Origin of the sequence: Methanoculleus sp. MH98A (assembly GCF_000691865.1) — an archaeon.
Taxonomy (GTDB): Archaea; Halobacteriota; Methanomicrobia; order Methanomicrobiales; family Methanoculleaceae; genus Methanoculleus.
In genome coordinates, this window is record NZ_JMIO01000033.1 from 26,153 (window position 1) to 51,743 (window position 25,591).

Genomic DNA, 25,591 nt, shown 5'->3' on the forward strand with positions numbered 1-25,591 from the left:
GCGATGCGCTCGCACTCGACGTCGTCCCGTACGAGATCGTCGCCGTTCCGTACGAGAATACCACGCTGCCGGGTTACTTCTATGCGGTCGACGACTCCGGCAAACCCCGGCCGCTGCTCATCGTCCAGACCGGTTTTGACGGCTGCCAGGAGGAACTCCATCCGTACGCGATGGAAGGGATCAAACGCGGGTACAACGTCCTGACGTTCGAGGGGCCGGGCCAGGGCGAAGTGATACGGGTCCGGCATATCCCGTTCCGCCACGACTGGGAGAACGTGATCGGGCCCGTCGTGGACTACGCGGTGAGCCGGCCCGACGTCGACGAGGACCGGATTGCGCTCTGGGGGATCTCGCTCGGGGGCTACCTCGCCCCCCGCGGTGCCGCATACGAGCCCCGGATCACGGCGCTGATCGCGGACGGCGGCACCTACGATGTCGGACTGAATCTCCTCGCGAACCTGGAGGCCGGCGGGGGAGCGAACCTGACGGAAGTCGAGCTGCGGGAGTGGTTGCAGACGGATCCGGTCGAGTTCAACGATGCCATCCGCGATGCCATGGCCCATGATACCGGCACCCGATGGCTAAACGAGAACGGGATGTTCGTCTTCAACGCCGGTTCGCCGGCACGGTTCTGGGCGAAATGGATGGACTTTTCACTCGTCGGGGTTGCCGAAGAGATACGCTGCCCCACGCTGGTTTGTGCCGGTGCGGTCGACCACTTCGACCCCGACGGGGCGCAGGCAACGGCACTCTACGACCACCTCACCTGCGAGCGGGAACTGATGGTCTTCTCCGACGACTATGGTGCCGGGTCGCACTGCCAGCTTCGGGCGTTCGCGCAATCGTTTGGTGCCAAGTTCGACTGGCTTGACGATAAGATGGGGATGACGGATTTCCGTCCCGGAGAAGAATAGGGGTATCGGCCCTCTTTTTTTGAGTCTTACTTACCGGCGAACACGGTATCCGGCTGCCGTAAGACAACGGATGACGGCGTCATCCCATTCCGTGCCGGAGAGCCCGTTCAATGTCGGCTGCACCTCCTCCCAGAGCCGGCCGAGTTCGTCGGTGTCCGGGAGGAACGTTGTTTGGTACATCACGCGCCCGGCTCTTCTGCCCTGTGGATCGAGGATGAGAAGACGCCAGCAGCAGTAATCGCGGCAGATCTCGGGACGTGTCAGGTGGACGGTGCACCATGCCTTTCCCTTCTTCCCGTCGAATGCGACGTTCCCATGGGACGGAGCAGGAGAATCCCGGGGGGTTTCGAACCTCAGGAAGGGGCATGCGTCCGGCAGTTCCGCGATGCTGCTCGCATCCTCGAAGAGGGCGATCTTGTCCGGGTCGACCCGCACCTCCTTCACGTCCCCGCTGTAGGCGTTATACACGACAAAGGTGTAGTTGCCGCGCTCTTCGATGACCGTGTGGACGTTTCCCATGTTGCTGCAGCAGCTGCCGCACTGGCAGCACCTACATGCCATGGCGGGCGTCTCCCCGAACACCGGGCGGTTGGTGTACGAACATGCTCGTTATTCGATATTACGCATCGCAACGATGAAATACCTGCCGGAAACCCGCCCGGCCCACGTCTGCAGCCGGACCGTTCCGGATCTGGGGGAGCAACCCGGGCGCTGGCAGGTTGCCTGGTTCTTGGAAAGAAGAAAAATTCTTCCTGGAAGGACCCATAGCCTGGCGTCCTTGACTATCTGGACTGCCCTGGCACTGAACCCCTCCTCGATCCGGTTCGAAGGAGTCGAAACTGGCCCCTGGCTCACGGTTTGTGAGTATTGAGCAATATACAATCAGATTCTCGAACCGAAGACTGCGCTGCACCAGGAAAGATGCAGCAAACGGGAGCCGTTTCTGCGAAACAGGGGTTAGATCTTATTAATTCGTGAAAATCGAACCCTGCATGACCGGCAGGTCTTTCCGTTACAGTTATTATAGCCTGAGTAAATTCACTTGCATACTTTAAACCGGAGTTTCTTTTTCTAATGTCCCTATCCCCAGGTACCACGGAGAAGCGAACCAGTCTCACCAACCGCGACGAGAAGCAGGGCAACGCCGCCGAAGTCGAACGGCTCATCCGCGAGCGGACTGCAGAGCTCCGGGAAGAGAATGACGCGCTTCGGCGTGAAAACGCAGAACTCCGCCAGATCGAGATGATCTACGCCTCGGCGCCGGTTGGTCTGTGTCTGCTCGGCACGGATACCCGGTACCTGCATGTCAATCAACGGTTCGCGGAGATGGACGGGTTCTCCGTCGAGGAGCACATCGGCAAGAGAGTCCGCGAGCTGGTGCCGGACCTTGCGGATGCGGCTGAAGAGCTCGCCCGGGCGGTTGTCGCGACGGGGAAACCCGCGCTTGATATTGAGATACGGGGGGAAACACCGGCACAACCCGGGGAGCAGAGGCACTGGAACGAGTCCTGGCGGCCGGTAACCGATAATCAGGGACGCGTCATCGCGATCAGCATCGCCGCCGAGGACATCACCGAGCGGAAGCGGGCCGAGGAAGCCCTCCGGGAAAGTGAGGAACGGTTCACAGCGTTCATGGACAACAGCCCCGCAGTTGCATTCATGAAGGACGAACAGGGGCGCTACATATACTTGAACAAATTCGACGAGAGTCATTTTAATCGTCGACAGGGAGACTTGCGCGGTAAGACGGACTTTGAGTTATGGCCTTTGTATGTCGCCGAACAACTCTGGAAGAACGATCAAACCGTCCTCAAGGCAGGCAGTGCTATTGAAGTCGTGGAAGAGATGCCCAACCCGAAAGGAGGCATTACCTATTGGTGGACTTGCAAGTTTCCCTTCAAGGACGCGTCCGCGAAGAGGTATGTTGGAGGTATCGGAATCGATATCACCGACTGGAAACAGGCTGAAGCGGCCTTGCAGGAGAGCGAGGAGAAGTACCGGAACCTCGTGGAACTTGCGCCGGAACCGATCGTGGTGCACCGCCGGGGTGACGTTGTCTACGCCAATCCTTCCTGTGTCGCTTTTTTCGGGGCAGAAAAGCGGGAGGATCTCGTCGGCAAACCGGTCCTCCAGTTTGTCCACCCGGACGACCACGAAGTATTCAGGAAACGTAACCGCGAGATGACGGAGAAGGGTACGACCGTGCCCCTGCGCTCAGAGAGGTTTGTGAACCTCGACGGTCAGGTAGTCGATGTTGAGGTTGTTGCTACCCCCATCATGTATGAAAACCTGCCTTCGGTGATGGTCCTCTTCCGGGACATCACCGAGCGGAAGCGGGCCGAGGAAGCGTTTCAGCGATACGCCAAGAATCTGGGCCTGCTCCACCGCGATCTGGAGATCTCGAACCGGGAGGCGAACCTCTACCTGGACATCCTTACCCACGACATCGGCAATACCGAGAACGTCTCGAACCTTTATGCCGACCTGCTCATCGAGTCCCTTGACGGAGAGGCAGCCGGATACGCGAAAAAACTGCAGCGCAGCGTCCAGAAGAGCATAGAGATCCTGGGCACCGTCTCTACCATCCGCCGGATCCATCGGACAAAGACCGAGCTCAAACCAACGGACCTTGATGCCGCAGTCCGGGGGGTGATGAGCGATTATCCCACCAGTATCTTCCTCTATAACGGGGCAAACTACCAGGTTCAGGCGGACGACCTTCTCCCTGTGGTCTTCGACAACCTTATCGGCAATGCAATCAAGTTCGGCGGTGCTGACGTCGAGATCGCCATCCGGATTGAAGAAGATGATGGGTTCGTCCGGGTGTCAGTCGAGGATACCGGCCCCGGTATCCCGGACGATGATAAAAATGAGATCTTCCACTGCTACGAAATGAAGAAACGGGGCGTCGGCAAGGGACTTGGACTCTATCTGGTGAAGATCCTGGTCGAGCGATACGGCGGGACGATCTGGGCCGAGGACCGGGTGCCGGGCCGCCCGGATGAAGGCGCGGCGTTCAAGTTCACACTGAAACCCGTTGAGCAGGCTAGCGCCAACGGTTGGTGCCGGCACTGACATCCGCACCCCAAGAAACATCAGAGCGATTCTAACCTGATCTTCGGCTCCCACATTTTTGCCTGTTATCTAGGATCCGGAATCCGCATGCGGAGTCATAGGTGTCTTGAAAAAGTGCAACCGATGACCTACGATTGACAGACCGATTAAACGATTCCAGATGGTCTCGCGCCACCGTCTCCTCCACCCGCCGAAGGAGGGCCGGATCGGGATTGGTGCGGCTTTGCAGGACGTCCGCTTGAGACGTGGTCCCGAGCACGGTCGCCGGCGCCTTCGCCGTGATCTCCTCAGACCCGGTGCGGTTCTCGAGCATCGAGAGGATCCGCTTCCGGGAGGACCCGTCCGTCTTGTGCGCCGGGGGATCTCGATCCGGCAGGAACGGCTAGAATAATCGGAGAACTTGAAAACGGAGAGAATATGGCCCAACTAAATGCGAGGGGTGAGATTCGAACTCACGAACTCCTACGAGACCAGGCCCTCAACCTGGCGCCTTTGACCTGGCTTGGCAACCCTCGCCTGTTCTTCTCTATACAATGCGCTGCAACCAGAAATATCTTGCTCTGCCGGAACCCGGGCTTTCGCGGGCGCGGGACGGGGAGCCGTTTCCCGGGCGGATCCCTCCTGCTATACCTGTACCCCAGCGCATCGGAACCGCCTTCGATGTGTATTTATGCGCCCGGATCCAACGATCCCGCATGTGGGCTGACATCTCACGGGAGTTTGCCGATTCTCCGTCCCAGGGCAGGGTAGTCCGGTTTCTGCTGGAGAACGGGTTCGGCATCAACGAAGAGGGGCGCATCGTCTGCAACGGGATCGAGATCCCCGCGACGCACATCGGCAGGGCGATCGAGACCGACCGGAGAGTCGTCGACGCCACCGCCCGCCGCATCCTCGAGAATCCCGAACTCCGGGAGGTCTTTCTCCGGATGCGGGCCGCGCCCGACCTCACCCGGGTCGCCGAGGCCCTCGGCCTCTCGGTCATCACGCTCTACCCCAAGGACGCGCACCAGAAAGGGATCGTCGGCGCGGCGGTGGAAGTCCTCGTCGAGCACAACCTCTCTATCCGCCAGATCTTCGTCACCGACCCCTACCTCGCGGAGGAGCCCAGACTCGTGATGATCGTCGACGAACCGCGGATCCCGGCATCGGTCTACGAAGATATGCGGGCTCTTCCGCAGGTAAAACGGCTGGTCATCTGAAAAGTTCCATCTCCTGCGCGAGCCTGCGGATCCGCTCCCTCTGCCTCCGCGGAAGGGCGATTGCGTGCTGCAGCCGTTCTTCGAGCGCGATGACGCGGGTTCCCTTCACCAGGTTGTCCGCGTGAGCGACGATCTTCTCTTCGAGCGTGCGGGGCATGCAGTCGCGCGGGACGAGACCCAGCAGCGAAGACTCGTCGGCCGTCAGCCCGGCCCCGATGTGCCGTTCGACGATGGCGGCGACTTCCTCATCAAGACCGAACGACCGGCATATCTCGCCGCCCGCCCCGGCGTGGCGGAGGTCGTGTGTCACTCCCCGGCCGATGTCGTGGAGGAGGGCGCCGGTCTCGACCAGGTCGCGGTTTACAAGGGGATCGGACGCGTAAGCGAGCGCAAGGTCGCGCACCGCCCGGCAGTGTGCGATGACCCCCTCGGAACATCCCGCCCGCCTGAGAAGACTGATGCAGTCCTCTTCACGCACTCCCGAGGCTCTCCTTGATCCTGTCGATTCTCTTCCTGAGAGCGACGGCGAGGAGTTCGTTGTCGAAGTGTTCGAGCATCTCCTCGCAGTTCGGACACTCAAAGTTCCAGTTCGCCGCGTCCGTGAAGGTGTAGATGACGCTGCAGTTCCTGCACATGTAGAAGTCGTTCTTCTCCTCGTAGGCGAGCCGGGCGTCGAGGTGCTCGAGCGCGTCCCGGACCTGCTCTTCGAGCACGTCGTGGATACGGTCGAGGCGGAGGTGCCAGAGGTAGGTGAGCCAGCCGGTCTCGGTGTTCTTCAGCCGCCGGTACTCGGCGAGGCGCCGCTCGTAGAGCGTGTAGAGGGTGTGGCGGACGGTGTTGAGGTTGACCCCGGTCATCTCGGCAAGTTCCTCGTCACTGTGCTCTCCTCCTTCGGGGAACCGCCTGAGAAGTTCGATTCCCTCCTCCCCGATCATGCGCAGGATATAGGCGTTGATTGCCGGATCATCCAACAGTTCAGTGACGGATACCATGGTCAAATCTCTCCTGTAATTGGATAAACGTATAAGAGTATATATACCGCATCGATGTCTACCATACTCTGTTCTTAATCTTTAATTCACTTTTCCCGTCCTGGGGGGGCGGACTCATTGGCCGATCAGTCTTCGGGCGGCCGCGGTGTTCCTCTCGAGGTCGGCGTACGCCTCCTCTTCCGTCTCGCCGCAGCCGTAGACGCTCACGACGGCGTGCCCCTCCTCGAACCCGGTTCCGGGCCAGGGGATATCGGCGACGCGTGGCGCAAGGCCCGAGAGGTCGGCATCGAGGCGCATATCCCGCTCGGCAAAGAGGATCCGCCTGACCGCGACCTGCCGCGGCGCGGGCACCGCCGCCGGTATCACCCCGCGGCAGGCGTTCATGTGCATGGCAAAGACGCTCTTTTTGGTCGCCATCTCGACGGTATCCAGGGTGGCCTGGAACCGGGGATTGATCTCGATCGCCCAAGGTTTCTCCCCTGTCACAAAATCGATCCCGATTGAGCCCACGCACCCGCTTGCGGCGGCAATCCGCTCCGCCGCCGCGATCATCTCCCCGGCAAGGGGATGGGAGAACGGGGTGACCGATCCGGCAAACCCGTGCGCGGATTCCCCCCCGCCACGGAGGATCTGCCGGTTGACCGCGATCGCCCGCGCCCGCCGGCCGTCCGCGACGCAGGAGACGCTTGAGGGGATCCCGTCGACGAGGGCCTGCGCGATATAGGGCACGTCCGGCCAGGCATCCTCCCACCGGCGGAGTTCTTCCTCCGCTCTCACGACCGCGTTCCTCCATCCCCCCGCGCCGCGCCGCGGCTTGATCATCGCCGGGTAACAGTCGTCCCGGGCGAGGGGGGGAACCGGCACGTCCAGCCCCTCGAAGAACCGCTGGATCTCCAGTTTGTCGAGGAACCGCTCCACCTTCGCGGGCGGCGTGCCGCAGAGCGGGATCGTCGTCCCGACGGCCTCCGCGCCCGAGGCGACGACCAGCGCGTCGACCGGATGGCGGGCGGCGAGTTCAGTGATCTTCTCCGGGAGTTCGTCGAGTTCGTCGAACGAGATACAGTCCTCCGTGTACCAGCCGAGATCCTGGTCGCAGAAGTGGTCGACGGCGTAGACCGTGTAACCGGCCCGGCGGGCCGACTGCGCCACATGCCGCGTGGCGAACCCCGCAACCAGAACCCGGCCCTTCACCGCTCCACCGTCTTCTTTCCGATCTTCGTCGGTTCGATCCGGATCTTTGCGTCCGGGTACTCCCGGTTGAGCTCCTTCCCCTCGAAGAGGTGGTCGAGGAAGAGAGCGAGGCTCGATATCTCGGAGTGGGGCTGGGTGGTCACCGAGACGTTGTAGTCGGCGAGCCCGTAGATGTCGCCCGGCACCTTCTCCGCCCCCACCACGACGAGCACCCGCTCCTCTGTGCGGATCTCGTCGATGACGTCGGTCATCCGGAGCCCGTACATCGTGAGGTGGGCGACCTTGCCGCCGGCGGCCTTCCAGTCCTGGATGCACCGGCGCCACTTCACGTCGTTCTCGATGAAGAAGTCTCCTCCCCACCGGTCTGCCACGTCCGTTATGCTCGAAGCGACACCGGGGTCGTCTGCGGCGAGGTACATCCCCCGGGCACCGAGCGCCCGCGCCGCGAGCCCGACGTGGGTCGTCACCCGCTGGTCGCGTTCGGGCCGGTGGCCTATCCGGAGCACGGCTACTTCGGGCATGCCGCTCACTCCTCTCTCCTCGTCGCCCGGATGACGCCGTTTTCGATGACGAACGGCAGGTCTTCTCTGGTATGGCGGCACTGGCACTCGATCAGCGACTCCTGGATGGAGAGAAGGCGCACCGTCTTCCCCGACCGTCTGATGAGAAGATGATGTTCAAGACGCTCGAGCGATGCCGTCACCGCACCGGGTTCGAATCCGGTGGCTGCTACCAGGTCTTCGACCGTAATGCCTTCGGTTTCGGGAATCCGGTGATATACGGCCCAGTCCAGATCTTCCTCACGCACACCTATTCTTTTTTCCGGGGAGACCGATATAGTTATTCATGCACCGTTCCGGCTCCGTTAGCCGCTATCGGCGCGGTTTTTTTGCCGGTGCGCGATGAAGGTGCAGGTGGGAACCGGGTATGACCGACTATGTGGAACTGGCGGAACTTGCCGACAGCCTCTTTGAGGCAAGCGACGACGACGACGAGCTTCTCGCGAAGATACTGGATACGCTTGACGAAGAGACCCGGAGAGCGCTTCTCTCCTCCGACCTCCTCAACGCGTACCAGGTCTTTTACTACTACTTCCGGGAGACGCCGGACGAGTTGACGATGGAGCGGTTGCAGCTCCACGCGGCGTCCGACCTCGCACGAGGGCTCGTCATCGACGAGGTCGACCTCTACGAGGTGATCTTTTCGATGGAAGACGGGGAGCCGGTCGTCATCCTCACCGACGGGGAGAATACGCTCGCACGGTTCAGCGGCCCGGAGGCATACGCGAAGATTGCCCTCTACATGGAGGAATGCCTCTAGCCCCAGTACTTCGCTAATTTCGGCATCTGCAATTGACTCATGCAGCCTCGCATAGCGACCTAACCCGGGATCGGCAGCACCCGGGCACCGGACTTCGCGCTCTTCGCGCGAGGCCATATTACTGTCTTCGCCCATTAACTCACGCGAAGCCGCGAAGAACGCGAAGGGAGGTCGATGGGTTGACCTCTTGAAGATGACCTCAACCGTTTTAGCGAAGTACTGAGCCCGGCAACTTGCCGGCTGTGATCAGCCGCTCGTCCACTTTTGCCCGCACGATCGGCGGAAGATCCCCCCACCGGACGACCGCGTCGCCGATGACGGCGAGCACGCCCGAAACACCGGTTCCCGTGAGGGCGTCGAGAACCGAGGTGTCGTCCCCCGTGATACGGTTGCAGATCGCCGTCGCCCATGCGTCCGCGGCGGCGACGTCGGGGGCAAAGACCGTCACGGCGTCGGCGGTGCCGAAACTGATCGACGGGCCTACCGTCGCCGACGAGGTGCAGATGCCGAGGGTCTCATTCTGCGGCGGGAGCAGGAACGCGAACCGTCCGCTCAGGGGTGATGCTCCCGCATAGATGCCGATCTTCACCTCGCGGTCGCTCACGAGAGCGATATCCCCGCCGTTGTCGACGAGGCCGAACGCCGCGCCGGCCCCGACCATCGCCTCCACCCCGGCCCGGGCTATGGCGCCCGCCACCGCCGCCATCGGCCCGACCCCGGCCTCCGCGGCTGCTCGGGCCATGCTCGCCGGGACGTTTGCAGGGTTCTTCGGGGTATACGGCTCGAGCGTTGCCGAAAAATAGGGATCTTGGGCAATCTGCCGCTCGACTTCCTGCCGGGCGGCCAGCATGCCGGATTTCGCCGCCTCGATATGCCCACGATCGTCCGCGAGGATCGTCGTGATCGTCTGCCGGAACTCAAAGTGCTCCCGGATCATCCCTGTTGCGAGAGGGCGCCGTGCGGGCACGCCCGGATGCACTTGCCGCAGAGTACGCAGCGTTCGGAATTCACCCGGAGCCGCCAGTCTTCGTCGAATGAGAAGACCTCCTGGGGACAGACGCTGATGCATGCCCCGCAGTCGACGCACTCCTCCTCGTCGCGGACGACGGCGTTCTCCATCACGCGGACGGTGACCGCCATCTCCTCAAGGCGCCGCCGGACCAGGTCGGCGTCCTTATCCGGGACGTCGATCAGCATCTCGCCGGCCATCGAGTCGATGTTGGCCTTCTCGACGTTGATGAGGACGCCGGTTTCCTTCACCACCCGGGCGATCACCGGTTCTCTTCCCGGATCGGTTTTCCCTTTCCGGGAGAACGCCAGCAGGAGTTTCATCGCCGCCGCCTCCCGCCGAAGAGTTTCCCGAGGTCGATCGCCGAGAGGATCCCGACCACCCGGTTCGTCGCGTCAACCACGGGAAGGGCGCTGATGTTGTTTTGCTCCAGTTTCCTGGCGGCGATATCCACCGGCTCGTCGGGCGTCGTCTTGATCACCTTCCGGGTCATGATGTCCTTCACCTGCTGCAGTTTCCCGTCCGTCACCACCGCCTTCGAGACGTCGTAGGTGGTGATGATCCCGACCAGTGCGCCGCTGCCGTCGAGGACCGGCAGGTGGTTCGTCTCGTCTTTGAGGAGCCGCTTTGCCGCCACCCGGATCTCCTCGTCTTCCGTGATGCTGATCACCTGCCGGTTCATGATGTCGCGGACGCGGGGAGTGACGGCGGTCTCCCGCATCGGCCTCGCACGCTTTGCCGGGTCGATCCGGCGGGTGGGGAGCGCAAGTTCCATCTTCCCCCTCTCGATCCAGTCCTTGAGTTCCGTCGCGACCGCCCGGGCCCGGCGGTAGCTGGAGAGCGACGACGTCCGGACGGTCTCGCCGCCGATCTCGACCGATCCGCTCTTGAGGTCGGCGTAACTGACCTTCGCAAGCGACGGCCGGTCACGCCGCGGCGTGCCGAAATCGATGATGTCGGTCAGGATATCCTCGTCCCGCACCGCGGTGCTCCGGACGATCCCGGTATCGAGGACCGGTATCGGGATGCCGACGCCGACGTACATCGTCACGCCGTAGCCGTTCATCACCGCGGCGCGCAGGAACTCCTGGCGCATTTGCTTCATGTCCCCGGACACCATCAGGTTCCCGAATCCGCCCCCGGCGGAGTGCTGGGTGCCTTCTCCGACGATCATGCCCTCTCCCCCGGCAAGGAAGATCGGGACGCCGCTCCCGATGACCCGGAAGCCGGGGTCGTTAGCGAGCGGCGAGAGGGTTCCTGCGCCGGAGTAGGAGACGTTGCCGCACCGCGGGAGGAGCGTCCCCATGTAGGTGCTGAGCGTCCGGTCGGTGGCGTTCGAGGCTGCGTTGTAGCGCTGGAAGGCGTTTCTCGGGTTGACCATGACCGCCTGGTTCATGTCCTCGAGCAGCAGCTCTGTGGTGATGCTCCGGCGCGGGTAGCAGTCGGTCCCGCGGGAGGTCGCCCGCAGTTCGACGGTGCCCCCCGCGACGAGTTCCTCGAGGACGTGGGCGCCGCCGTAGAGGCTGTCTTTGGATTCTGCCTCCTGGGTTGCGCCCAGGTAGGCGTCGACCGCCGCGATTCCTGCGTATGCTTCCACGTCGTTGAGCCAGACGCGCTCCATCCGGATGGGGGGGTCGGCGTGCCCGAAGTTGAAGAAGGCACCGGTAGAGCACATTGCCCCGAACGTCCCGGTCGTGACGACGTCGACCTCCGCCAGTGCCCCTTCCTCGCCCAGTTCGTCGACGATACCCGGCATCTCTTCGGCGGTAACCACTCGTGCGGTACCGTCGCGTATCCGGGCATTGATGAGGTCGAGGGACTTTTCCATGAACGTATATTCATTTTGGAATATTTATAGGTGTTGATTATTACTTTAGGTAATATTTTGTCGGGATAATGAACCCTGCCGGCAACGATCCGTCGGGGAGATTCGCGACTCTCGAAAAAAAGTGGGTTTTTTGTGTTTCAGTCCCGCCTGCGCAGCGCAACGAGGAGCCCGAGGACGCCGAGCGCGCCTATCGCGGCAAAGGGCGCCACGCCCGCGTGGGGAGCCTGGGTCGGCACGGGCGAGAGCGAGGCCGAGGCCGAGGCGGTGCTTCCGGCACCGACCTGGACGCTGGTCGACCAGTCGCCGTAGCCGCCGAGCGCCACCCTGACCGCATGGGTGCCGGTGGCAACGCCGTCGACGGTCAGCGGGGTGATACCCTTATAGGCGTTGTCGATGTAGACCTCGGCCCCCGACGGGGAGGAGGTGACCGAGATCGAGCCCGTCGAGGTCGGCTGGCCGGGCTGGAGCGTCGCGGTGACATGGCTCGTGGTCGCTCCGCTGACGACGACTCCCGTCGTGTAGTCCTGGTAGCCGGAGAGAGCAACCCTCACCGTGTGAGAGCCGACCGGGACGTTCGAGACCGTGTACACTCCTGCCGTGGGGGTCTTACCCTGGTACTTGTCGTCGAGGAAGACGTCCGCGCCTGCCGGGTAGGAGACCACGTCGATGGCGCCGGTGGTCTCGGAGGGAACGGACGTCAGGTAGGCGTTGACGTAGCTGGTCACGCCGGGGCTCACGGTCACGCTCGACTTCCAGTCGTAGTAGCCGGAGAGATCAAGCTCGATGTTGTGTTTCTTTGCCGAGACGCTCGTGAGCGTCAGGGGCGTCCGGCCCTTGTAGGTTCCGTCCATGTAGACGTAGGCACCGGACGGGCTGGAGGCGACCTTGATCGCGCCGTACTGCTCGATCGGTGTCAGGGTGAACTGGATGTTCGACTGCTGCCCCGCTTTAACCGTGACGGTGCTGTGGTCGGACTGGTAGCCTGACCGTTCGGCGTCAAGGGAGTAGGTGCCGGGGACGAGGTTCTTGATCGTGAGCGGTGCAGTGCCCTGGTAGTTCCCGTTCAGATAGATTGCCACACCCGAGGGACTCGACGTGACGTGGATCGAACCGGCGGTCTCGACCGGCTGCAGCGTCGCGTAGACGTCTACGGTCTGGCCCGCTGCGGGGCCCGAGGGCAGGCTGCCGGAGTAGGACTGATAGCCGCTCTTCTCGACACGGTAGGAGTTGTAGGGCGCCCCGGTGGTGTAGACCGGGACGTCGAGCGCCCCGCCGTAGGTGGTACCCTGGTACTGGCCGTCGAAGTAGACGTCGGCACCGTCGACGTTGCAGTGAACGCGATACCATCCTTCATCTCCTCCCAGTGCAGATACGGCGGTGATGCCGGTGCAGAGAACGAGGAGCGTCATTCCAATGATAAGAGGTTTGAGCATGTTCTGTCTCCGAAAGACGATGATCGTGTCTCGGTTTTTTCAGAGATAATTATTTCTATTTGATCTATTCCATACCCTCCGTCTTTATATGATAATGATTCATTTGCTCCCGAATTATGTATGAAACTCCCCGGGAAATGAAAATTTATTCGACGGTTTCCGGGGTGCGGGGCGGCGTCCTCGTTCACCCTTTTATCCCGTGAGATCCATACGGAGTACTGTATGGATATCGAGAGGTTCATCGCCGCACTGGAGCAGGTCGCTCCGCCCGAACTGGCCGAGGAGTACGATGCAGGGAGGATCGGCCTCGTCGTCGAGGGAAGAGAAGAGATCGGAACCGTCTGCTGTGCGCTCGATGCCACGCAGAAGGTGGTGGATGCCGCCGCCCGTGCCGGCGCGGATATGCTGGTCGTCCACCATACCCCCCTCTGGAGCCCGGTCACGACGGTCCGGGGGCCGACGTCGCGCCTGCTCCGGACGCTCCTTGCCGCCGACATGAACCTCTACGTCATGCACACGAACTTCGACCATGCCGAGGGCGGCGTCAACGACGTCCTCGCGGCCCGGCTCGGTTTCACCGGAGTGGAGCGGATGGCCGCCGGCCTCGTCGGCGACTGCTCCCTCGACGCGGAAGAGATCGCCCGCCGGCTCCCGGGCGGAGGGATCCGGGTCTACGGCGAGGTCGGGACGATCCGGCGCCTCGCCGTCGTGGGGGGAAGCGGGTTCGATCCCGACCTGATCCGTGAGGCCGCCGGTCTCGGGGCGGAAGCGTTCCTCTCGGCGGAACTCAAGCACAGCGTGGCCCGTGCGTCGTCCATTCCCTGCCTTGAGGCCACTCACTACGCGCTCGAGGCCCCGGCCATGGAGGCTCTCGCGTCCCGCATGGGGTGGCATTATATCCCAGATCCGCCACACGTAGTGGTAGTTCCATGAGGGGTATCTGGCAGAAGATGGAGCGCGACCGGGTGCTGACGCCGGAGTTCCGCGCCTGCATCGAGCGCGTCTACGGCGAGCGAGGGAAAAAAGCGCTCGAAGCCGTCGATGCAGGGCAGGTGAAGCGGTATCTCGACTTCTTCGTCGTGGTGGGCCGGAGCAGCGAGTATATCGTCGAAGGAGACTTCTGCACCTGCAGCGACTTTCTCTTCCGGGGGCGCGAATGCTGGCACATCCTTGCGGTGCGCATCGCCGAGCGGACAGGGTTATATGAATCCTACGATCTCTGGTATCAGGACACCTGGAAAACTTAAACAATCCGCACAAACAACTATATCGGTCACAATCATACCAGATTATGCTGCGTGATTTTCAATGCTCGAGGAAGAATATACGCTCGATTATTTCAGGTCAGAGGGGTTTGAGCGGAAGGTCTGCAAGAGTTGCGGAGCGGCCTTCTGGACCCGGGACCCCGAACAGGAGTTCTGCGGCGACGCCCCGTGCGTGACGTATAACTTCATCGGCAACCCGGTCTTCAAGCCTCATAACGTTAGCGAGATGCGGGAGGCATTCCTCTCGTTCTTCGAGCGGCACGGTCATACACGCCTCGAACGATATCCCGTAGCCGCCCGGTGGAGAGACGACATCTACCTCACCATCGCGTCCATCGCCGATTTTCAGCCGTTCGTCACGAGCGGGGTCGTTCCCCCGCCGGCGAACCCGCTGACCATCTCCCAGCCCTGCATCCGGTTAAACGACCTCGACTCCGTCGGAAGGTCGGGGCGCCACCTGACGCTCTTTGAGATGATGGCGCACCACGCCTTCAACACCCCGGAGGAGCAGATCTACTGGAAGGACGAGACGGTCGCCCTCTGTGACGAGTTCATCAAGTCTATCGGGGGCGATCCCGCCCGGGTCAGCTACAAGGAGCACCCGTGGTACGGCGGCGGGAACGCCGGAGCGTCCGTCGAGGTGCTCATCGGCGGTCTCGAGGTCGCGACGCTGGTCTTTATGAACCTGGGGCGGCAGAAGACCGATCAGCCGCCCGTCGACGTGAACGGGGTGCCTTACTACCCGATGCGGCTGAATATCGTGGACACCGGCTACGGCCTTGAGCGGTTCGTCTGGGCCTCGAAGGGTTCGCCGACGATCTACGATGCGGTCTTCCCGGAGATGGTGAGCCGCCTGATGCGGTCGGCCCGTCTCGAGGACCTCCTCGACAACCCGGAGTTCACGAAGATCATGGGGCTCAGCGCCCGGTTCGCCGGAGTTATGGACATCTCCGGGACGAACCTCTACAACCTCAGGAAAAAGGTCGCCGAGGCGATCGACGTACCCGTCGAACGGCTCGAGCGGATCGTCGTTCCGATCGAGAAGGTCTACTCGATCGCCGACCACACCCGCTGCCTCGCCTACATGCTCGGGGACTGCATCGTCCCCTCGAACGTTCGCGAGGGCTACCTCGCCCGGCTCGTGCTTCGCCGGACGTTGCGGATGATGAACGACCTCTCGACGGACGACGCCCTCGCGGACCTGATCGAAGCACAGATGGAGGTCGTGGGGGTCGAGAACTTCGAGCAGGACGTGGACGCGGTCCGGGAGATCGTGGAGAACGAGGAGGCGCGGTACGCAAGCACGCTCGAGCGCGGGGCCCGGATCGTCCAGAAGATCGCCCGGAACTACAAGGCAAAGAGTTCCCGGGTTCCCCTCGAGGAGGTCGTCACCCTCTACGACTCGCACGGCATCCCGCCCGAGATGATACAGGACGTCGCCGCCGCCGAGGGTGCCGTCGTGGAGATCCCCGACAACTTCTACTCGCTGATCGCCGAGACGCACTCGGAGGCGCAGAAGGAGGCGCGGGGAGAAGACCCGCTCGACGCCTACCGCGAGCGTGCGGTCTCTCTCCCCCCGACGAAGAAGCTCTACTACGAACTCCCGAACGAGGTCGAGTTCGAGGCGATGGTGCTGGATTACTTCGACGGGATGGCGGTGCTGGACCAGACGCTCTTCTACCCCGAGGGCGGCGGCCAGCCGTCCGATACCGGCACACTGGTGACGTCCGAGAGCATGGTGCGGGTGGAGGAGGTCGTGAAACTCGGCGAGGTGATCCTCCACCGGGTCACGGGCGGCTGCCTGAAGCGCGGCGAGCGGGTGAAGGGCATGGTGGATGAGGAGCGCCGGTGGTCGCTGATGCGCCACCACACGGCGACCCACGTTCTCCTGCACGCCTCCCAGCAGGTGCTCGGCGTCCACGTGCACCAGGCGGGCGCCCAGAAGGGAAGCGAGGCTTCCCGCCTGGACATCCGGCACTACAAGCACATCACGCCCGAAGAACTCAGGAGGATCGAGCTTGTGGCGAACCGCCTGGTCATGGCCGATACGCCGGTCTACGTTCACGTCGAGGAGCGGACGAAGGCCGAGCAGAAGTACGGGTTCTGCCTCTACCAGGGCGGCGTCCCGCCGGGCCGGGAGATCAGGACGGTGCAGGTCGGCGCCGACGTGCAGGCGTGTGCGGGAACGCACGTCCGGACGACCGGCGAGATCGGGCCGATCCGGATCCTCGGCGTCGAGCATATCCAGGACGGCGTCGAGCGGCTGGTCTTTGCGGCCGGTATCGCCGCCGTGCATGCCGTGCAGCACCTGGCCGACCTCCTCCAGGAGTCCGCCGACGTGGTGAGCGTCCAGCCCGAGAACCTGCCGGCGACGGTAACGCGCTTTTTCTCGGAATGGAAAGAACAGAAGAAGGAGATTGAACGTCTCCAGAAGAAAGTGGTGGACCTCGAGATGCAGAATCTCGACGGCGAGGTTGTGGACGGGGTCCGGGTCGTCGTCAGAACGCTCGATGCGACCCATAAGGAACTCGTCGCACTCGCCACGACCGTCGCCGACGAGGGCGGCGTGGCGCTCTTTGCATCGGGTGACGGCACCGTGAAGGTGGTGGCGACGTCGGGCGCCTCGACGGTGAACGCCGTCGATATCGTGCGGGAGGTCTGCGGTATCCTCGGCGGAAAGGGCGGCGGCAAGCCGAACCTTGCGCAGGGCGCGGGCCCGGACGCCTCCCGTCTCGATGAAGCGCTCGATTACGGGCGCAACAGAATTATCGAAGCACTCCATGGCGAATGATGTTGTAGTTATCCAGCCGGGCGATGAAAAGGCACAGAAGATCGCCCGGGCGATGGCGAGCCAGACGGCAAACGCGATCATCCAGGCCTTCGGCGGCGGGCCGCTGACGTCGTCGGAGGTCGCCCGGCGGATGAAGATCCCCATCACCACCGCTTCTTACCACATCGAGAACCTTCTCGACGCCGGGCTTCTCGAGGTTATGGAGACCCGCTGGAGCGAGAAGGGACGCGAGGTGAAGGTCTACGGCCTTGCGAACCAGGTTCTCATCATCGCGTCGCCGGCAAGCGATCTCCGGTCGGTGCTGCAGAAGTACGCGACGCTCTTTGGAATCATCGTCCTCGCGAGCCTCGGGCTCTGGTCGATCCTCCCTGCGGTGCTGTCGTTCGGCGGCTATACTCCCGTCTCACGGGTGATGTCCGAGAACGGGGATAAATACGCCGGCGGCACCGGGGAGGACGTCTCGACGCTCCAGTCTCCCGTCCCTGCCGTGGATGCCGCCGGGGCGCTGCCGGTCCACGATATGGTGATGGGCTTCTTCTTCGGTGCCTGCGCGGTGCTGTTCGCGCTGCTGGTCTACGAGGTCTACTACTGGTGGCGTGCATCCCCGCGCGATCGGGTGGAAAAAGAGCAGAAATGATATAAAAATAAGGTCCGGCGAGGGGGTTTGGAGGGTCTTTATCGCCGCCCCCTTGCAACTCCGGCCTCCGGCTGTTTTCCGGTTCCTGCTTCGACTTTTGCTCCGCACTTGGGACAACGCGTCTTCTTCGGGTTGATCTCCGCTCCGCAACTGTAGCATTTCGGCATGGTGTATCACCACACTGTGCCTGATTGGATTCTGATATCATAAGGCTATCTCATGGCGATTTCGGCCATAGTCGGGGCTGCAGGTTGAAAACGTCCCGAAGCGCGGCCGAAATGCGGTTAGAGGCGATCTCATGATGCTCATGTGCCCGTACGGGTGCCGGGCCGATCTCCGGTTGTTTCCGTCTCCACCGGGGAGAAGGTCTTCTTTTTGAAAGCGGGCGAAGATCCGGTTGCCCCGGTCTTCCGTACGGTCGGCGTATCATACTCCCCGGTTTTCCGGATCATTCCACTTAATATCCAAAAAGATCGGTTTTATGAGATTTTTTGTGTCCGGCATATATTTGAATATGGATAATAATATATCGCCTGCTCGTCAACCATGATCCATGCTCGGCGTCGTCCCGGGTATCGACCCGGAGTTCCTCTCTCTGGTTGTCGTCCCGGTCTTCATCTTTCTCGCACGCATCTGCGACGTCACCATCGGGACGATGCGGATCATCTTTGTCTCGCGCGGGATGAAGGTGGCCGCCCCAATCCTCGGGTTCGCCGAGATCTTTATCTGGATCGTCGCTATCGGCCAGATCTTTCAGAACCTCACGAACCCGCTCAACTACTTTGCCTATGCGGCCGGGTTCGCCGCCGGGAACTACATCGGGATGCTCGTCGAGGAGCGGCTGGCGATGGGGCTTGCGCTCATCCGGATCATCACCCAGCGCGACGCGACCAACCTCATCGACTACCTCCGCGCCGCAGGCTACGGGGTGACCGTCCTCGACGCCCACGGGAAACAGGGGCCGGGCAAGGTCATCTTCTCGGTGGTCAAGCGCAAAAACATGGGCGACGTCGAGGATGCCATCCACGAGTTCAACCCCAAGGCGTTCTACTCGATAGAGGACGTCCGGCGGGCGGCGGAGGGGACGTTCCCGGTCGCTGTGCCGGGCCCGACCCCGTTTTCCTTCGGAAGGGTCATCCGGAGGGGGAAGTGACCCCTCCGTAGGTTATCCGGTAGACGGCGTTCGCCCGGTCGTCCGAGACCAGGATTGAGCCGTCGTTCGCGATCTCGACGTCCACCGGCCGCCCCCAGGCGTCGCCTCCCTGGAGCCACCCCTCCGCGAAGACCTCATAGGAGAGGGGGGTGCTGTTCTCGAGTTCGACCATCGTCACCCGGTAGCCGATAGGTTCCAGCCGGTTCCAGGAGCCGTGCTCGGCGATGAAGATCCTGTTCCGGTATCCTTCCGGGAACTGCCCGCCGTCATAGAACCGCATCCCGAGCGCGGCGACGTGCGGGCCGAGTTCCTGCTCGGGCGGCGTGAATTCACTGCACGGCTGCTCCTCCCCGAACTCCGGGTCGGGGATCGCCGCGCCGTGACAGTAGGGGAACCCGAAATGCATCCCCGCTTCCGGCGCCCGGTTGAGTTCGTCCGGCGGGATGTCGTCGCCGAGCCAGTCGCGGCCGTTGTCGGTGAACCATAACTCGCCGGTCCCGGGGTGCCAGTCGAACCCCACGGTGTTCCGGATGCCCCGGGCATAGATCTCAAGATCGGTTCCGTCCGGGCTCATCCGGAAGATGGTGCCGAACCGCTCGTCTTCGGGGTCGCAGACGTTGCAGGGGGCGCCCACGGGGATGTAGAGGTTCCCGTCGGGGCCGAACGCGATGAACTTCCACCCGTGCGACGCGTCGTCCGGGAAGGCGTCGCTCACCACCGCCGGCTCGGGCGGGTTCTCGAGGTTCGCCTCGATCCCGTCGTAGCGGAGGATGCGGCTGATCTCGGCGACGTAAAGGGAGCCGTTACGGAACGCGACGCCGTTCGGGGAGTCGAGACCGCTTGCGATCGTGATCACCTCATCGCCCCTCCCGTCGCCGTCGCGGTCGGGTACGGCGTAGACGTTTCCCGGGCCGCGGCTCCCGACGAAGAGCGTCCCGTTCGGCGAGAGGGTCATCGACCGCGCCCCGGTAACGTTTCCGGCGTAGACGTCGATCGCAAACCCCGGCGGAAGGGTGATCGTATCGAGCGGCAGGGTGCCCGTGGTGCCGCCCGGCGGCATCACGACGGCCACGGCGATGCCGAGAAGGGCAATCACCGCAACGGCGGCAAGGATGAGAACGGTCCGGCGTGACATACGTCATCTCCGGACTCCTGATGGCGGGAGGGTATATAGGGGTTACTCACGCAAACCGCCGGATGCCGGCGAGCGGCGGGAGGACGACCGCCTCGCCGTCGACCTCCACCACCGGCTGCAGGCTTCCCGCATCCACGCGGCGGAGGATGGGGGAGAGGAAGTCCCGGCTCCTTGCGTAGTTGATCATGACCCCCGGGGAGAGCGGGTTATAGGCCGGCAACACGATGATGTCTTTGCCCCTCACCATGCCCTCCCCGTAGAGGAAGCAGGGGAACCGGGCCATATCGATCTCGATCACCGGGTGATCGTGGCCGATGACGAGCGTCCCGTGGTCGTCGACCGCCTGATCGCCATGAACCACCGTGTAGCCGCCGCGGTCGTAGCGCTCGACCGTCCCTCCTTTGATTGCCGGCAGCATGACGTCGTGCGATCCCCGGACGAGGACGACCTCGCATTTGGCCTTGAGCGTCGCGAGGATCGTCTCAAACGACTCCTTTACGTCCCGGCTCACCCGGTCGAAGGCGTGGAAGATGTCCCCGTCGAGGACGAAGACCTCCGGCTTGAACCGGCCGAGGATCGCCTCGAACCGCTCAAGCAGCGTCTCCTCCTCGTGGAGCGGGAAGTGGAGCCCCTGCCGGTAGAGCGCCTCCGCAAGCCCGATATGGACGTCGGAGACGACGCAGAGGGATTGTTCCCTGACGTAGAGCGCGCCCTTGTAAAAGCCGAACCGGGAGAGGAGGTCGGCCTCCGTGACCGCGTTCATGCCGCCGCCTCACCCCCGATGCTGCTCATCACCCGGCGCTGGAACTCGCGGAGCATCGAGAGTTTGTCCTGCGCGTAGACCGCGTCGGAGACGCCGAGCGTCGCAATCCCGAACGCGAGCGGGCTCGGGGACGCGGCGCGGGTCAGGACGACCTCGATCTCACCGGCACCGATCCCGTCGACGATCCGCCGGATGTTCTCCGCCTCGAACCGGTCATCGATCACCTCCCGGTAGGTCTCCCGCATCACGGCGAAGCCGTCGAGCCGTTTGGCAAACGAGATCAGCATATCGGCGCTCACCTGCTGGCGCCGGGCGCTCCTTCGCCGCCCCATGTAGTTACGGAGGATCATGAACGACCGGGCTGCGTTGATCCGGAAGACCCTCTTCAAGAGCTGGGTGTCCCCGACGGCCTCCTCGAGGATCTCGTTGCACTCGTCGGCCCGGATGCCCCGGAGGATGCGTGCGGGGTCGGCCCGCTTCTCGAGCGGGATCGAGACTAAAAATCCGGTATCGCTGATCCCGACCGAGACGTTCGTCGTCACGTCCCGGGCGATCGTGAAGGCGACGATCCGGGAGAACCCGTCGTTGAACCGCAGCCCGTAGTTGGTCATGAAGTAGTAGAGCCGGCGATGGTTCTCCCGGTCGACCTGCTCCTCGACGACGATCCGGCCCGGCGTCGGGACGGCTTCGTCGCCCATGTAGAGCACCTGCTGCTCGAAGATCGCGCAGATGCTCCGGGCGCTGTTCTCGTCGATGGGGTAGTCGGCGAGGAGGGTCTCGACGATCTCTTCCGTTACCGCCCTCTCCATCGCGCGAAGCATCATCTCCTTGAACCGGAGGACGTGCAGGCCGAGATCGAACGAGAGCGGGAGTTTTTCGGAGAACCAGCTCGGGATCGTCGGCCGGTCGGTCGTCGGGTCGACGTAGAGTTTCCCGCCCCGGCGGTAGGCGAACCGGTAGCGCCGCCCGCCGAGGACGAAGACGTCGCCTTTGTTCATCCGCTCGAGGTACTTCTCGTCCAGGTTGCCGGCAAAGACCCCGTCCCGGGTGAGGACGTCGCAGGAGAACTCGTCCGGGATCGTCCCGGAGTTGAGGAAGTAGATCATCCGGGCGTTCCGCCCCCGTTTTCGCACCGTCCCTTCCTCCTCGTCGTGCCAGATCTTCGCGTAGATCCGGCGCTCCTCGAGCCCCGCGTACTCCCCGGCGAGGTAGCGGACGACGCTCATCAGGTCCTCCTCCCCAAGGTCGCGGTAACAGTACGACCGGCGGACCACCTCGAGCATTCCATCGATCCGCGTCTCCCCATCGAGCGCCATTCCGAAGACGTGCTGCGTGAGAACGTCGAGACAGTTCTCCGGGATATGAATTCTGTCCACGAACCCGTTCTGCCCCTCCCGGAGCATCACCGCGCACTCCACGAGTTCGTCGCGGTCGAGGACGACGATCCGCCCCTTCACCACCTCGCCGAGGCGGTGCCCGGCCCGCCCGACCCGCTGGAGGAGCGCCGCGACGGATTTCGGGGAGCCCACCTGGAGGACGAGGTCGACGTGCGGCATGTCGACCCCGAGTTCGAGCGACGTCGAGGTCGTCACCACCTTCACCCTCCCGGACTTGAGCCGCTCCTCGACGGAGAGCCTTCCGTCCGTTCCCATCGAGCCGTGGTGGCAGCCGGTGTTCTCCTCCGTATACCATTCGGGGTAGCGGACGCGGAGGTTGTGGAGGATCCGCTCGGCGCCGTTTCTGGTGTTCGTGAAGACGAGCGTGTTGCTGTGCTCCTGGACGAGCCGGTGGATCGTCGAATAGAGGTGCCGCGCGAGGTCTTCGGGGGTGGTGTCGATGAGGTCGGGAACCGGGCAGAGGAGCTGTAGGTCGAACTCCCGCGCGAACCGGGTATCGACGATCTCCACCTCGCGCCCGGCGCCGACCAGGAACCGGCCGACCTCGGCGAGGGGCTCGATCGTCGCCGAGCACCCGATCCGGGTAAAGCCGCCGCCCGCTTCCTTCACCAGTTCCTCGAGCCGCTCGAGGCTCACCGAGAGATGGACGCCGCGTTTCGAACCCGCGAGAGAGTGAATCTCGTCGACGACAACCCACCGGACCGTCCGGAGGCTCTCGCGGAACTTCGGGGAGTTCAAGAGGATTCCGAGGGTCTCGGGGGTGATGTTGAGGATGTGGGGGGGTTTCCTCGCCATCTTCGCCTTATCCGCCCGCGAGACGTCCCCGTGCCGGATGGCGTGGCGGAGCGGGGTGTGGTCGATCCCGTGCTCGCGGGCGATCCCGGCGATTCCGTCGAGCGGCAGGCTGAGGTTCTTGTGGATGTCGTTTGCAAGCGACTTGAGCGGCGAGACATAAAGGCAGTAGACGCTGTCTTCGAGCGCCCCCGCCCGTGCCCGGACGAAGAGGTCGTCGATGATTGCAAGAAACGCCGAGAGGGTCTTTCCCGACCCGGTCGGCGAACAGATGAGGACGTTCTTTCTCTCGTGGATGAGCGGGACCGCCATCCGTTGCGGCGGGGTGAACCGCCCGTCCAGCCTTCGTATGCACCATTCCCGTACGTTCTCGTCGAGGAGACCGAGGATCTCCTCGTTCGAATGCCTTTCCGGCCGCTTCTCCATCCTGTTACCTCTTGTCGTCCCCGGGGTCCCGCCGTGCGCCCTCCCGCATAGCGATGCGGGGAACGGCAGGCCCGCGTAATCCCTGATCCGCTCCTTGTCCGGGAGAATTTACCCACATCGGCTCTATGGGGCGTCGAAGTGGGGATATGGTGCTGCAGAAATGAGTTCTGGCAGCCGTAATGCTCCTGTTGCGGCCGGAGCGATGCGCCGAATTTTGTATGTATTTTGCGATCATCCAAAATAGCCTTTTGCGTCTTTGGGGTTGATCGGCCGGGGTGGGTGGGTGATATTTTGCGGGTTTGTTGTGCCTTTATGGCGATTCATGCATGATTCCTACGGTATTGGATCCCCGGCGGATCCCGCCCGACAGCCGACCGCGGTTCGCGCCCTCCTTTTCGCTGGAGGGTGTATGTTGCCGCCCTTTTCGGCAATGCCCGCCCTCCTTCTCCCCCCGGTTCCGGTAAACCCGGGGGAAGAGGGCGGGCACCCCCGTCCCGGAGTTTCTGGGATATTCTAATGTATGATCTGGTAAAACCTAACAGCGGAACTACGATGACAAATCACCCGGTTAAGAACATGATGCGGTTGATGGCGACCAAGATCAGGACAATCGCGGACGTGATGTCCGACGACGAGATCGATGCGCTCCTCGCCGAGATCCTGAACGCGAACCGTATCTACACCATGGGCGCCGGGCGCTCCGGGCTCGTAGCGAAATCGTTTGCCATGCGCCTGATGCACCTCGGGCTTTCCGCATTCGTCGTCGGAGAGACCGTGACCCCGGCCATGAAGCCGGGAGACGTCATTATCGTCTTCTCCGGGTCCGGCGCGACCAAGACGGTTGCGGATATCTCCGAGACCGCAAAAGAGATCGGCGGGAGGATCTGCCTCATCACCTCGAAGAAAGACTCGAGGATCGGCCGCATCGCCGACTGTATCGTCATCATCGAGAGCCAGCGGGATAAGGTGGCCGACGAGTCTGCGGAGTTCGAGATCCGGCAGATGATGGGCGAGCACAAATCGTTCGCACCGCTCGGCACCATCTTCGAGACGACCGCGATGGTCTTTGCGGACGCGATCATATCCCGGCTGATGGAGATCACCCAGTGCCGGCCCGAAGACCTCCAGTGCCGCCACGCAAACATTGAGTGAGATAATCATGAACGAACACAGGTATGCCGACCGGGTCAAAGGGGTGGAGATGTCGGGTATCCGCAAGCTCTTCGAAGCCGGAGGGCCGGACGCGATCAACCTCGGCATCGGGCAGCCGGACTTCGATACCCCCGACCACATCAAGATGGCCGCGATCGCCGCTATCAGGGAGGGAAGAACGGGGTACACCCCGAACACCGGGATACCGGAGCTCCGGGAAGCTATCTGCGAGAAGCTCGCACGCGAAAACAGCCTCGCCTGCCGGCCGGAGCAGGTCATGGTCACGGCGGGGGGGAGCGAGGCGCTCCACCTCGTGATGGAGGCGCTCGTCAACCCGGGCGACCGCGTCCTCTTCACCGACCCGGGTTTCGTCTCCTACGCCGCCCTTGCGACATTGGCCGGCGGAAAACCCGAGGGCATCGGGCTCGATGGGACCCTGCACATCGACGTCGAGCAGGCAAAAGAGCAGATGGACGGGGCACGGGTCTTCGTCCTGAACTCTCCCACAAACCCGACGGGCGCGGTCGAGAGCGAGGAGTCGATCCGCGCCCTCGTGGAGTACGCAAACGATCGGGGCGTCACTGTCGTATCCGACGAGGTCTACGAGCACTTTATCTACGAGAAAGAGCACGTCAGCGCGGCCCGGTTCGGCGACGACGTCATCACCGTCAACGCCGCGAGCAAGACCTACGCCATGACCGGGTGGCGGGTCGGCTACCTTGCGGCACCCGGGGACTATATCCCGGAGTTCCTCAAGGTACACCAGTACGCCCAGGCGTGCGCGACCTCGATATCGCAGTATGCCGCGCTCGCCGCATACACCGGCGACCAGGAGCCGGTCGCCCGGATGCGGAGCGAGTACCGCGCCCGGCGCGACCTCCTCTACGACGGGCTGACCGGTCTCGGGTTCGATTTCCCCCGGCCGGAAGGTGCGTTCTACATGTTCGTCCCGATGGGGCGAAACCTTATCGAGAAGGCCGTCGATGCGGGCGTCATCATCGTGCCGGGTTCGGCGTTCGGCACGAGGGCACCCGAATATGCACGCTTCAGCTACGCGACCTCCCGGGAGAACCTCTCCCGTGCGGTCGGGCGGCTCGGGGAACTGATGGGGTGAGAGAA

At 63.1% G+C, this 25,591-nt stretch carries 24 protein-coding genes and 1 tRNA gene; 11 read left to right on the forward strand and 14 right to left on the reverse strand.

The window, feature by feature from the left end; translation table 11 throughout:
- Positions 1-170 precede the first annotated feature (170 nt).
- Positions 171-914, forward strand: coding sequence for a S9 family peptidase (locus EI28_RS14770; RefSeq protein WP_231476615.1), 744 nt, complete (start codon positions 171-173; stop codon positions 912-914).
- A gap of 30 nt (positions 915-944) precedes the next feature.
- Here EI28_RS14770 and EI28_RS05785 read toward each other — a convergent pair whose 3' ends face one another.
- Entirely contained in the window at positions 945-1,475 is a 531-nt protein-coding gene (locus EI28_RS05785) for a hypothetical protein (protein WP_048113421.1), read from the reverse strand.
- Positions 1,476-1,988: 513 nt separating this feature from the next.
- Between EI28_RS05785 and EI28_RS13140 the strand changes: the two genes are divergently transcribed.
- Complete coding sequence (locus EI28_RS13140; protein WP_052379682.1) at positions 1,989-3,989, forward strand: PAS domain S-box protein; 2,001 nt, start codon at positions 1,989-1,991, stop codon at positions 3,987-3,989.
- 431 nt (positions 3,990-4,420) lie between these two features.
- On the opposite strand, the gene EI28_RS05795 is transcribed toward EI28_RS13140, so the two are convergent.
- Positions 4,421-4,505, reverse strand: a tRNA-Leu gene (locus EI28_RS05795).
- A 179-nt stretch (positions 4,506-4,684) separates the two neighbouring features.
- Between EI28_RS05795 and EI28_RS05800 the strand changes: the two genes are divergently transcribed.
- On the forward strand, positions 4,685-5,188 hold the full coding sequence (locus EI28_RS05800; protein ID WP_011844366.1) for a hypothetical protein: 504 nt from the start codon (positions 4,685-4,687) through the stop codon (positions 5,186-5,188).
- Here EI28_RS05800 and EI28_RS05805 read toward each other — a convergent pair.
- The 5 genes from EI28_RS05805 to EI28_RS05825 all read right to left on the reverse strand — a co-directional run bounded on the left by EI28_RS05805 (position 5,181) and on the right by EI28_RS05825 (position 8,179).
- The gene (locus tag EI28_RS05805) at positions 5,181-5,666 is read right to left on the reverse strand and encodes an HDIG domain-containing metalloprotein (RefSeq protein ID WP_048113423.1); all 486 of its coding nucleotides are present in this window, start codon (positions 5,664-5,666) and stop codon (positions 5,181-5,183) included. The two genes, EI28_RS05800 and EI28_RS05805, sit on opposite strands and share 8 nt — an antisense overlap.
- Entirely contained in the window at positions 5,659-6,180 is a 522-nt protein-coding gene (locus EI28_RS05810; RefSeq protein ID WP_048113425.1) for a transcription factor, read from the reverse strand. Before EI28_RS05810 ends, EI28_RS05805 begins: the two co-directional genes overlap by 8 nt.
- A gap of 114 nt (positions 6,181-6,294) precedes the next feature.
- On the reverse strand, positions 6,295-7,371 hold the full coding sequence (locus EI28_RS05815; protein ID WP_048113431.1) for an ATP-grasp domain-containing protein: 1,077 nt from the start codon (positions 7,369-7,371) through the stop codon (positions 6,295-6,297).
- Entirely contained in the window at positions 7,368-7,892 is a 525-nt protein-coding gene (locus EI28_RS05820) for a tRNA (cytidine(56)-2'-O)-methyltransferase (RefSeq protein WP_048113433.1), read from the reverse strand. Before EI28_RS05820 ends, EI28_RS05815 begins: the two co-directional genes overlap by 4 nt.
- A gap of 5 nt (positions 7,893-7,897) precedes the next feature.
- Positions 7,898-8,179: a hypothetical protein gene (locus tag EI28_RS05825; protein ID WP_048113435.1), complete on the reverse strand. Its 282-nt coding sequence runs from the start codon at positions 8,177-8,179 to the stop codon at positions 7,898-7,900.
- Between the two features lie 119 nt (positions 8,180-8,298).
- Here EI28_RS05825 and EI28_RS05830 point away from each other — a divergent pair, with 119 nt between their 5' ends.
- Complete coding sequence (locus tag EI28_RS05830; RefSeq protein WP_048113437.1) at positions 8,299-8,691, forward strand: hypothetical protein; 393 nt, start codon at positions 8,299-8,301, stop codon at positions 8,689-8,691.
- Between the two features lie 208 nt (positions 8,692-8,899).
- On the opposite strand, the gene EI28_RS05835 is transcribed toward EI28_RS05830, so the two are convergent.
- From EI28_RS05835 to EI28_RS05850, 4 genes are all read right to left on the reverse strand, one after another.
- Entirely contained in the window at positions 8,900-9,628 is a 729-nt protein-coding gene (locus EI28_RS05835) for a UPF0280 family protein (protein ID WP_048113439.1), read from the reverse strand.
- Positions 9,625-10,023: a 4Fe-4S binding protein gene (locus tag EI28_RS05840; RefSeq protein WP_048113441.1), complete on the reverse strand. Its 399-nt coding sequence runs from the start codon at positions 10,021-10,023 to the stop codon at positions 9,625-9,627. Before EI28_RS05840 ends, EI28_RS05835 begins: the two co-directional genes overlap by 4 nt.
- Complete coding sequence (locus tag EI28_RS05845; RefSeq protein ID WP_048113442.1) at positions 10,020-11,528, reverse strand: homocysteine biosynthesis protein; 1,509 nt, start codon at positions 11,526-11,528, stop codon at positions 10,020-10,022. The genes EI28_RS05840 and EI28_RS05845 overlap by 4 nt, the downstream gene beginning before the upstream one ends.
- A gap of 137 nt (positions 11,529-11,665) precedes the next feature.
- Positions 11,666-12,961 (reverse strand): PEGA domain-containing protein, encoded by a 1,296-nt coding sequence (locus tag EI28_RS05850; RefSeq protein ID WP_048113444.1) that lies wholly within the window; start codon positions 12,959-12,961, stop codon positions 11,666-11,668.
- A gap of 222 nt (positions 12,962-13,183) precedes the next feature.
- Here EI28_RS05850 and EI28_RS05855 point away from each other — a divergent pair, with 222 nt between their 5' ends.
- The 5 genes from EI28_RS05855 to EI28_RS05875 all read left to right on the forward strand — a co-directional run bounded on the left by EI28_RS05855 (position 13,184) and on the right by EI28_RS05875 (position 18,807).
- Positions 13,184-13,894, forward strand: coding sequence for a Nif3-like dinuclear metal center hexameric protein (locus EI28_RS05855; RefSeq protein WP_048113445.1), 711 nt, complete (start codon positions 13,184-13,186; stop codon positions 13,892-13,894).
- Entirely contained in the window at positions 13,891-14,208 is a 318-nt protein-coding gene (locus EI28_RS05860; RefSeq protein ID WP_011844354.1) for an SWIM zinc finger family protein, read from the forward strand. Before EI28_RS05855 ends, EI28_RS05860 begins: the two co-directional genes overlap by 4 nt.
- A gap of 61 nt (positions 14,209-14,269) precedes the next feature.
- Positions 14,270-17,017 carry an alanine--tRNA ligase gene (gene alaS / locus EI28_RS05865; RefSeq protein ID WP_048113446.1) on the forward strand — a complete coding sequence of 916 codons (2,748 nt, stop codon included), beginning with the start codon at positions 14,270-14,272 and terminating at the stop codon, positions 17,015-17,017.
- On the forward strand, positions 17,007-17,654 hold the full coding sequence (locus tag EI28_RS05870; RefSeq protein ID WP_048113447.1) for a transcriptional regulator: 648 nt from the start codon (positions 17,007-17,009) through the stop codon (positions 17,652-17,654). Before alaS ends, EI28_RS05870 begins: the two co-directional genes overlap by 11 nt.
- 553 nt (positions 17,655-18,207) lie before the next feature.
- Positions 18,208-18,807, forward strand: coding sequence for a DUF2179 domain-containing protein (locus tag EI28_RS05875; protein ID WP_048113448.1), 600 nt, complete (start codon positions 18,208-18,210; stop codon positions 18,805-18,807).
- Here the strand turns inward: EI28_RS05875 and EI28_RS05880 are convergent.
- The 3 genes from EI28_RS05880 to EI28_RS05890 are packed head-to-tail and all read right to left on the reverse strand — an operon-like array spanning position 18,788 to position 23,320.
- Positions 18,788-19,942 carry a sorbosone dehydrogenase family protein gene (locus EI28_RS05880; protein ID WP_048113449.1) on the reverse strand — a complete coding sequence of 385 codons (1,155 nt, stop codon included), beginning with the start codon at positions 19,940-19,942 and terminating at the stop codon, positions 18,788-18,790. The genes EI28_RS05875 and EI28_RS05880 overlap by 20 nt on opposite strands.
- A gap of 46 nt (positions 19,943-19,988) precedes the next feature.
- Positions 19,989-20,705: a metallophosphoesterase gene (locus EI28_RS05885; protein ID WP_048113450.1), complete on the reverse strand. Its 717-nt coding sequence runs from the start codon at positions 20,703-20,705 to the stop codon at positions 19,989-19,991.
- Positions 20,702-23,320, reverse strand: coding sequence for an ATP-dependent helicase (locus tag EI28_RS05890; protein ID WP_048113453.1), 2,619 nt, complete (start codon positions 23,318-23,320; stop codon positions 20,702-20,704). Before EI28_RS05890 ends, EI28_RS05885 begins: the two co-directional genes overlap by 4 nt.
- Before the next feature lie 552 nt (positions 23,321-23,872).
- Here EI28_RS05890 and hxlB point away from each other — a divergent pair.
- On the forward strand, positions 23,873-24,472 hold the full coding sequence (gene hxlB, locus EI28_RS05895; protein WP_048113455.1) for a 6-phospho-3-hexuloisomerase: 600 nt from the start codon (positions 23,873-23,875) through the stop codon (positions 24,470-24,472).
- 7 nt (positions 24,473-24,479) lie between these two features.
- Positions 24,480-25,586, forward strand: a complete 1,107-nt coding sequence (locus EI28_RS05900) for a pyridoxal phosphate-dependent aminotransferase (protein ID WP_048113502.1) — start codon at positions 24,480-24,482, stop codon at positions 25,584-25,586.
- Positions 25,587-25,591 lie beyond the last annotated feature (5 nt).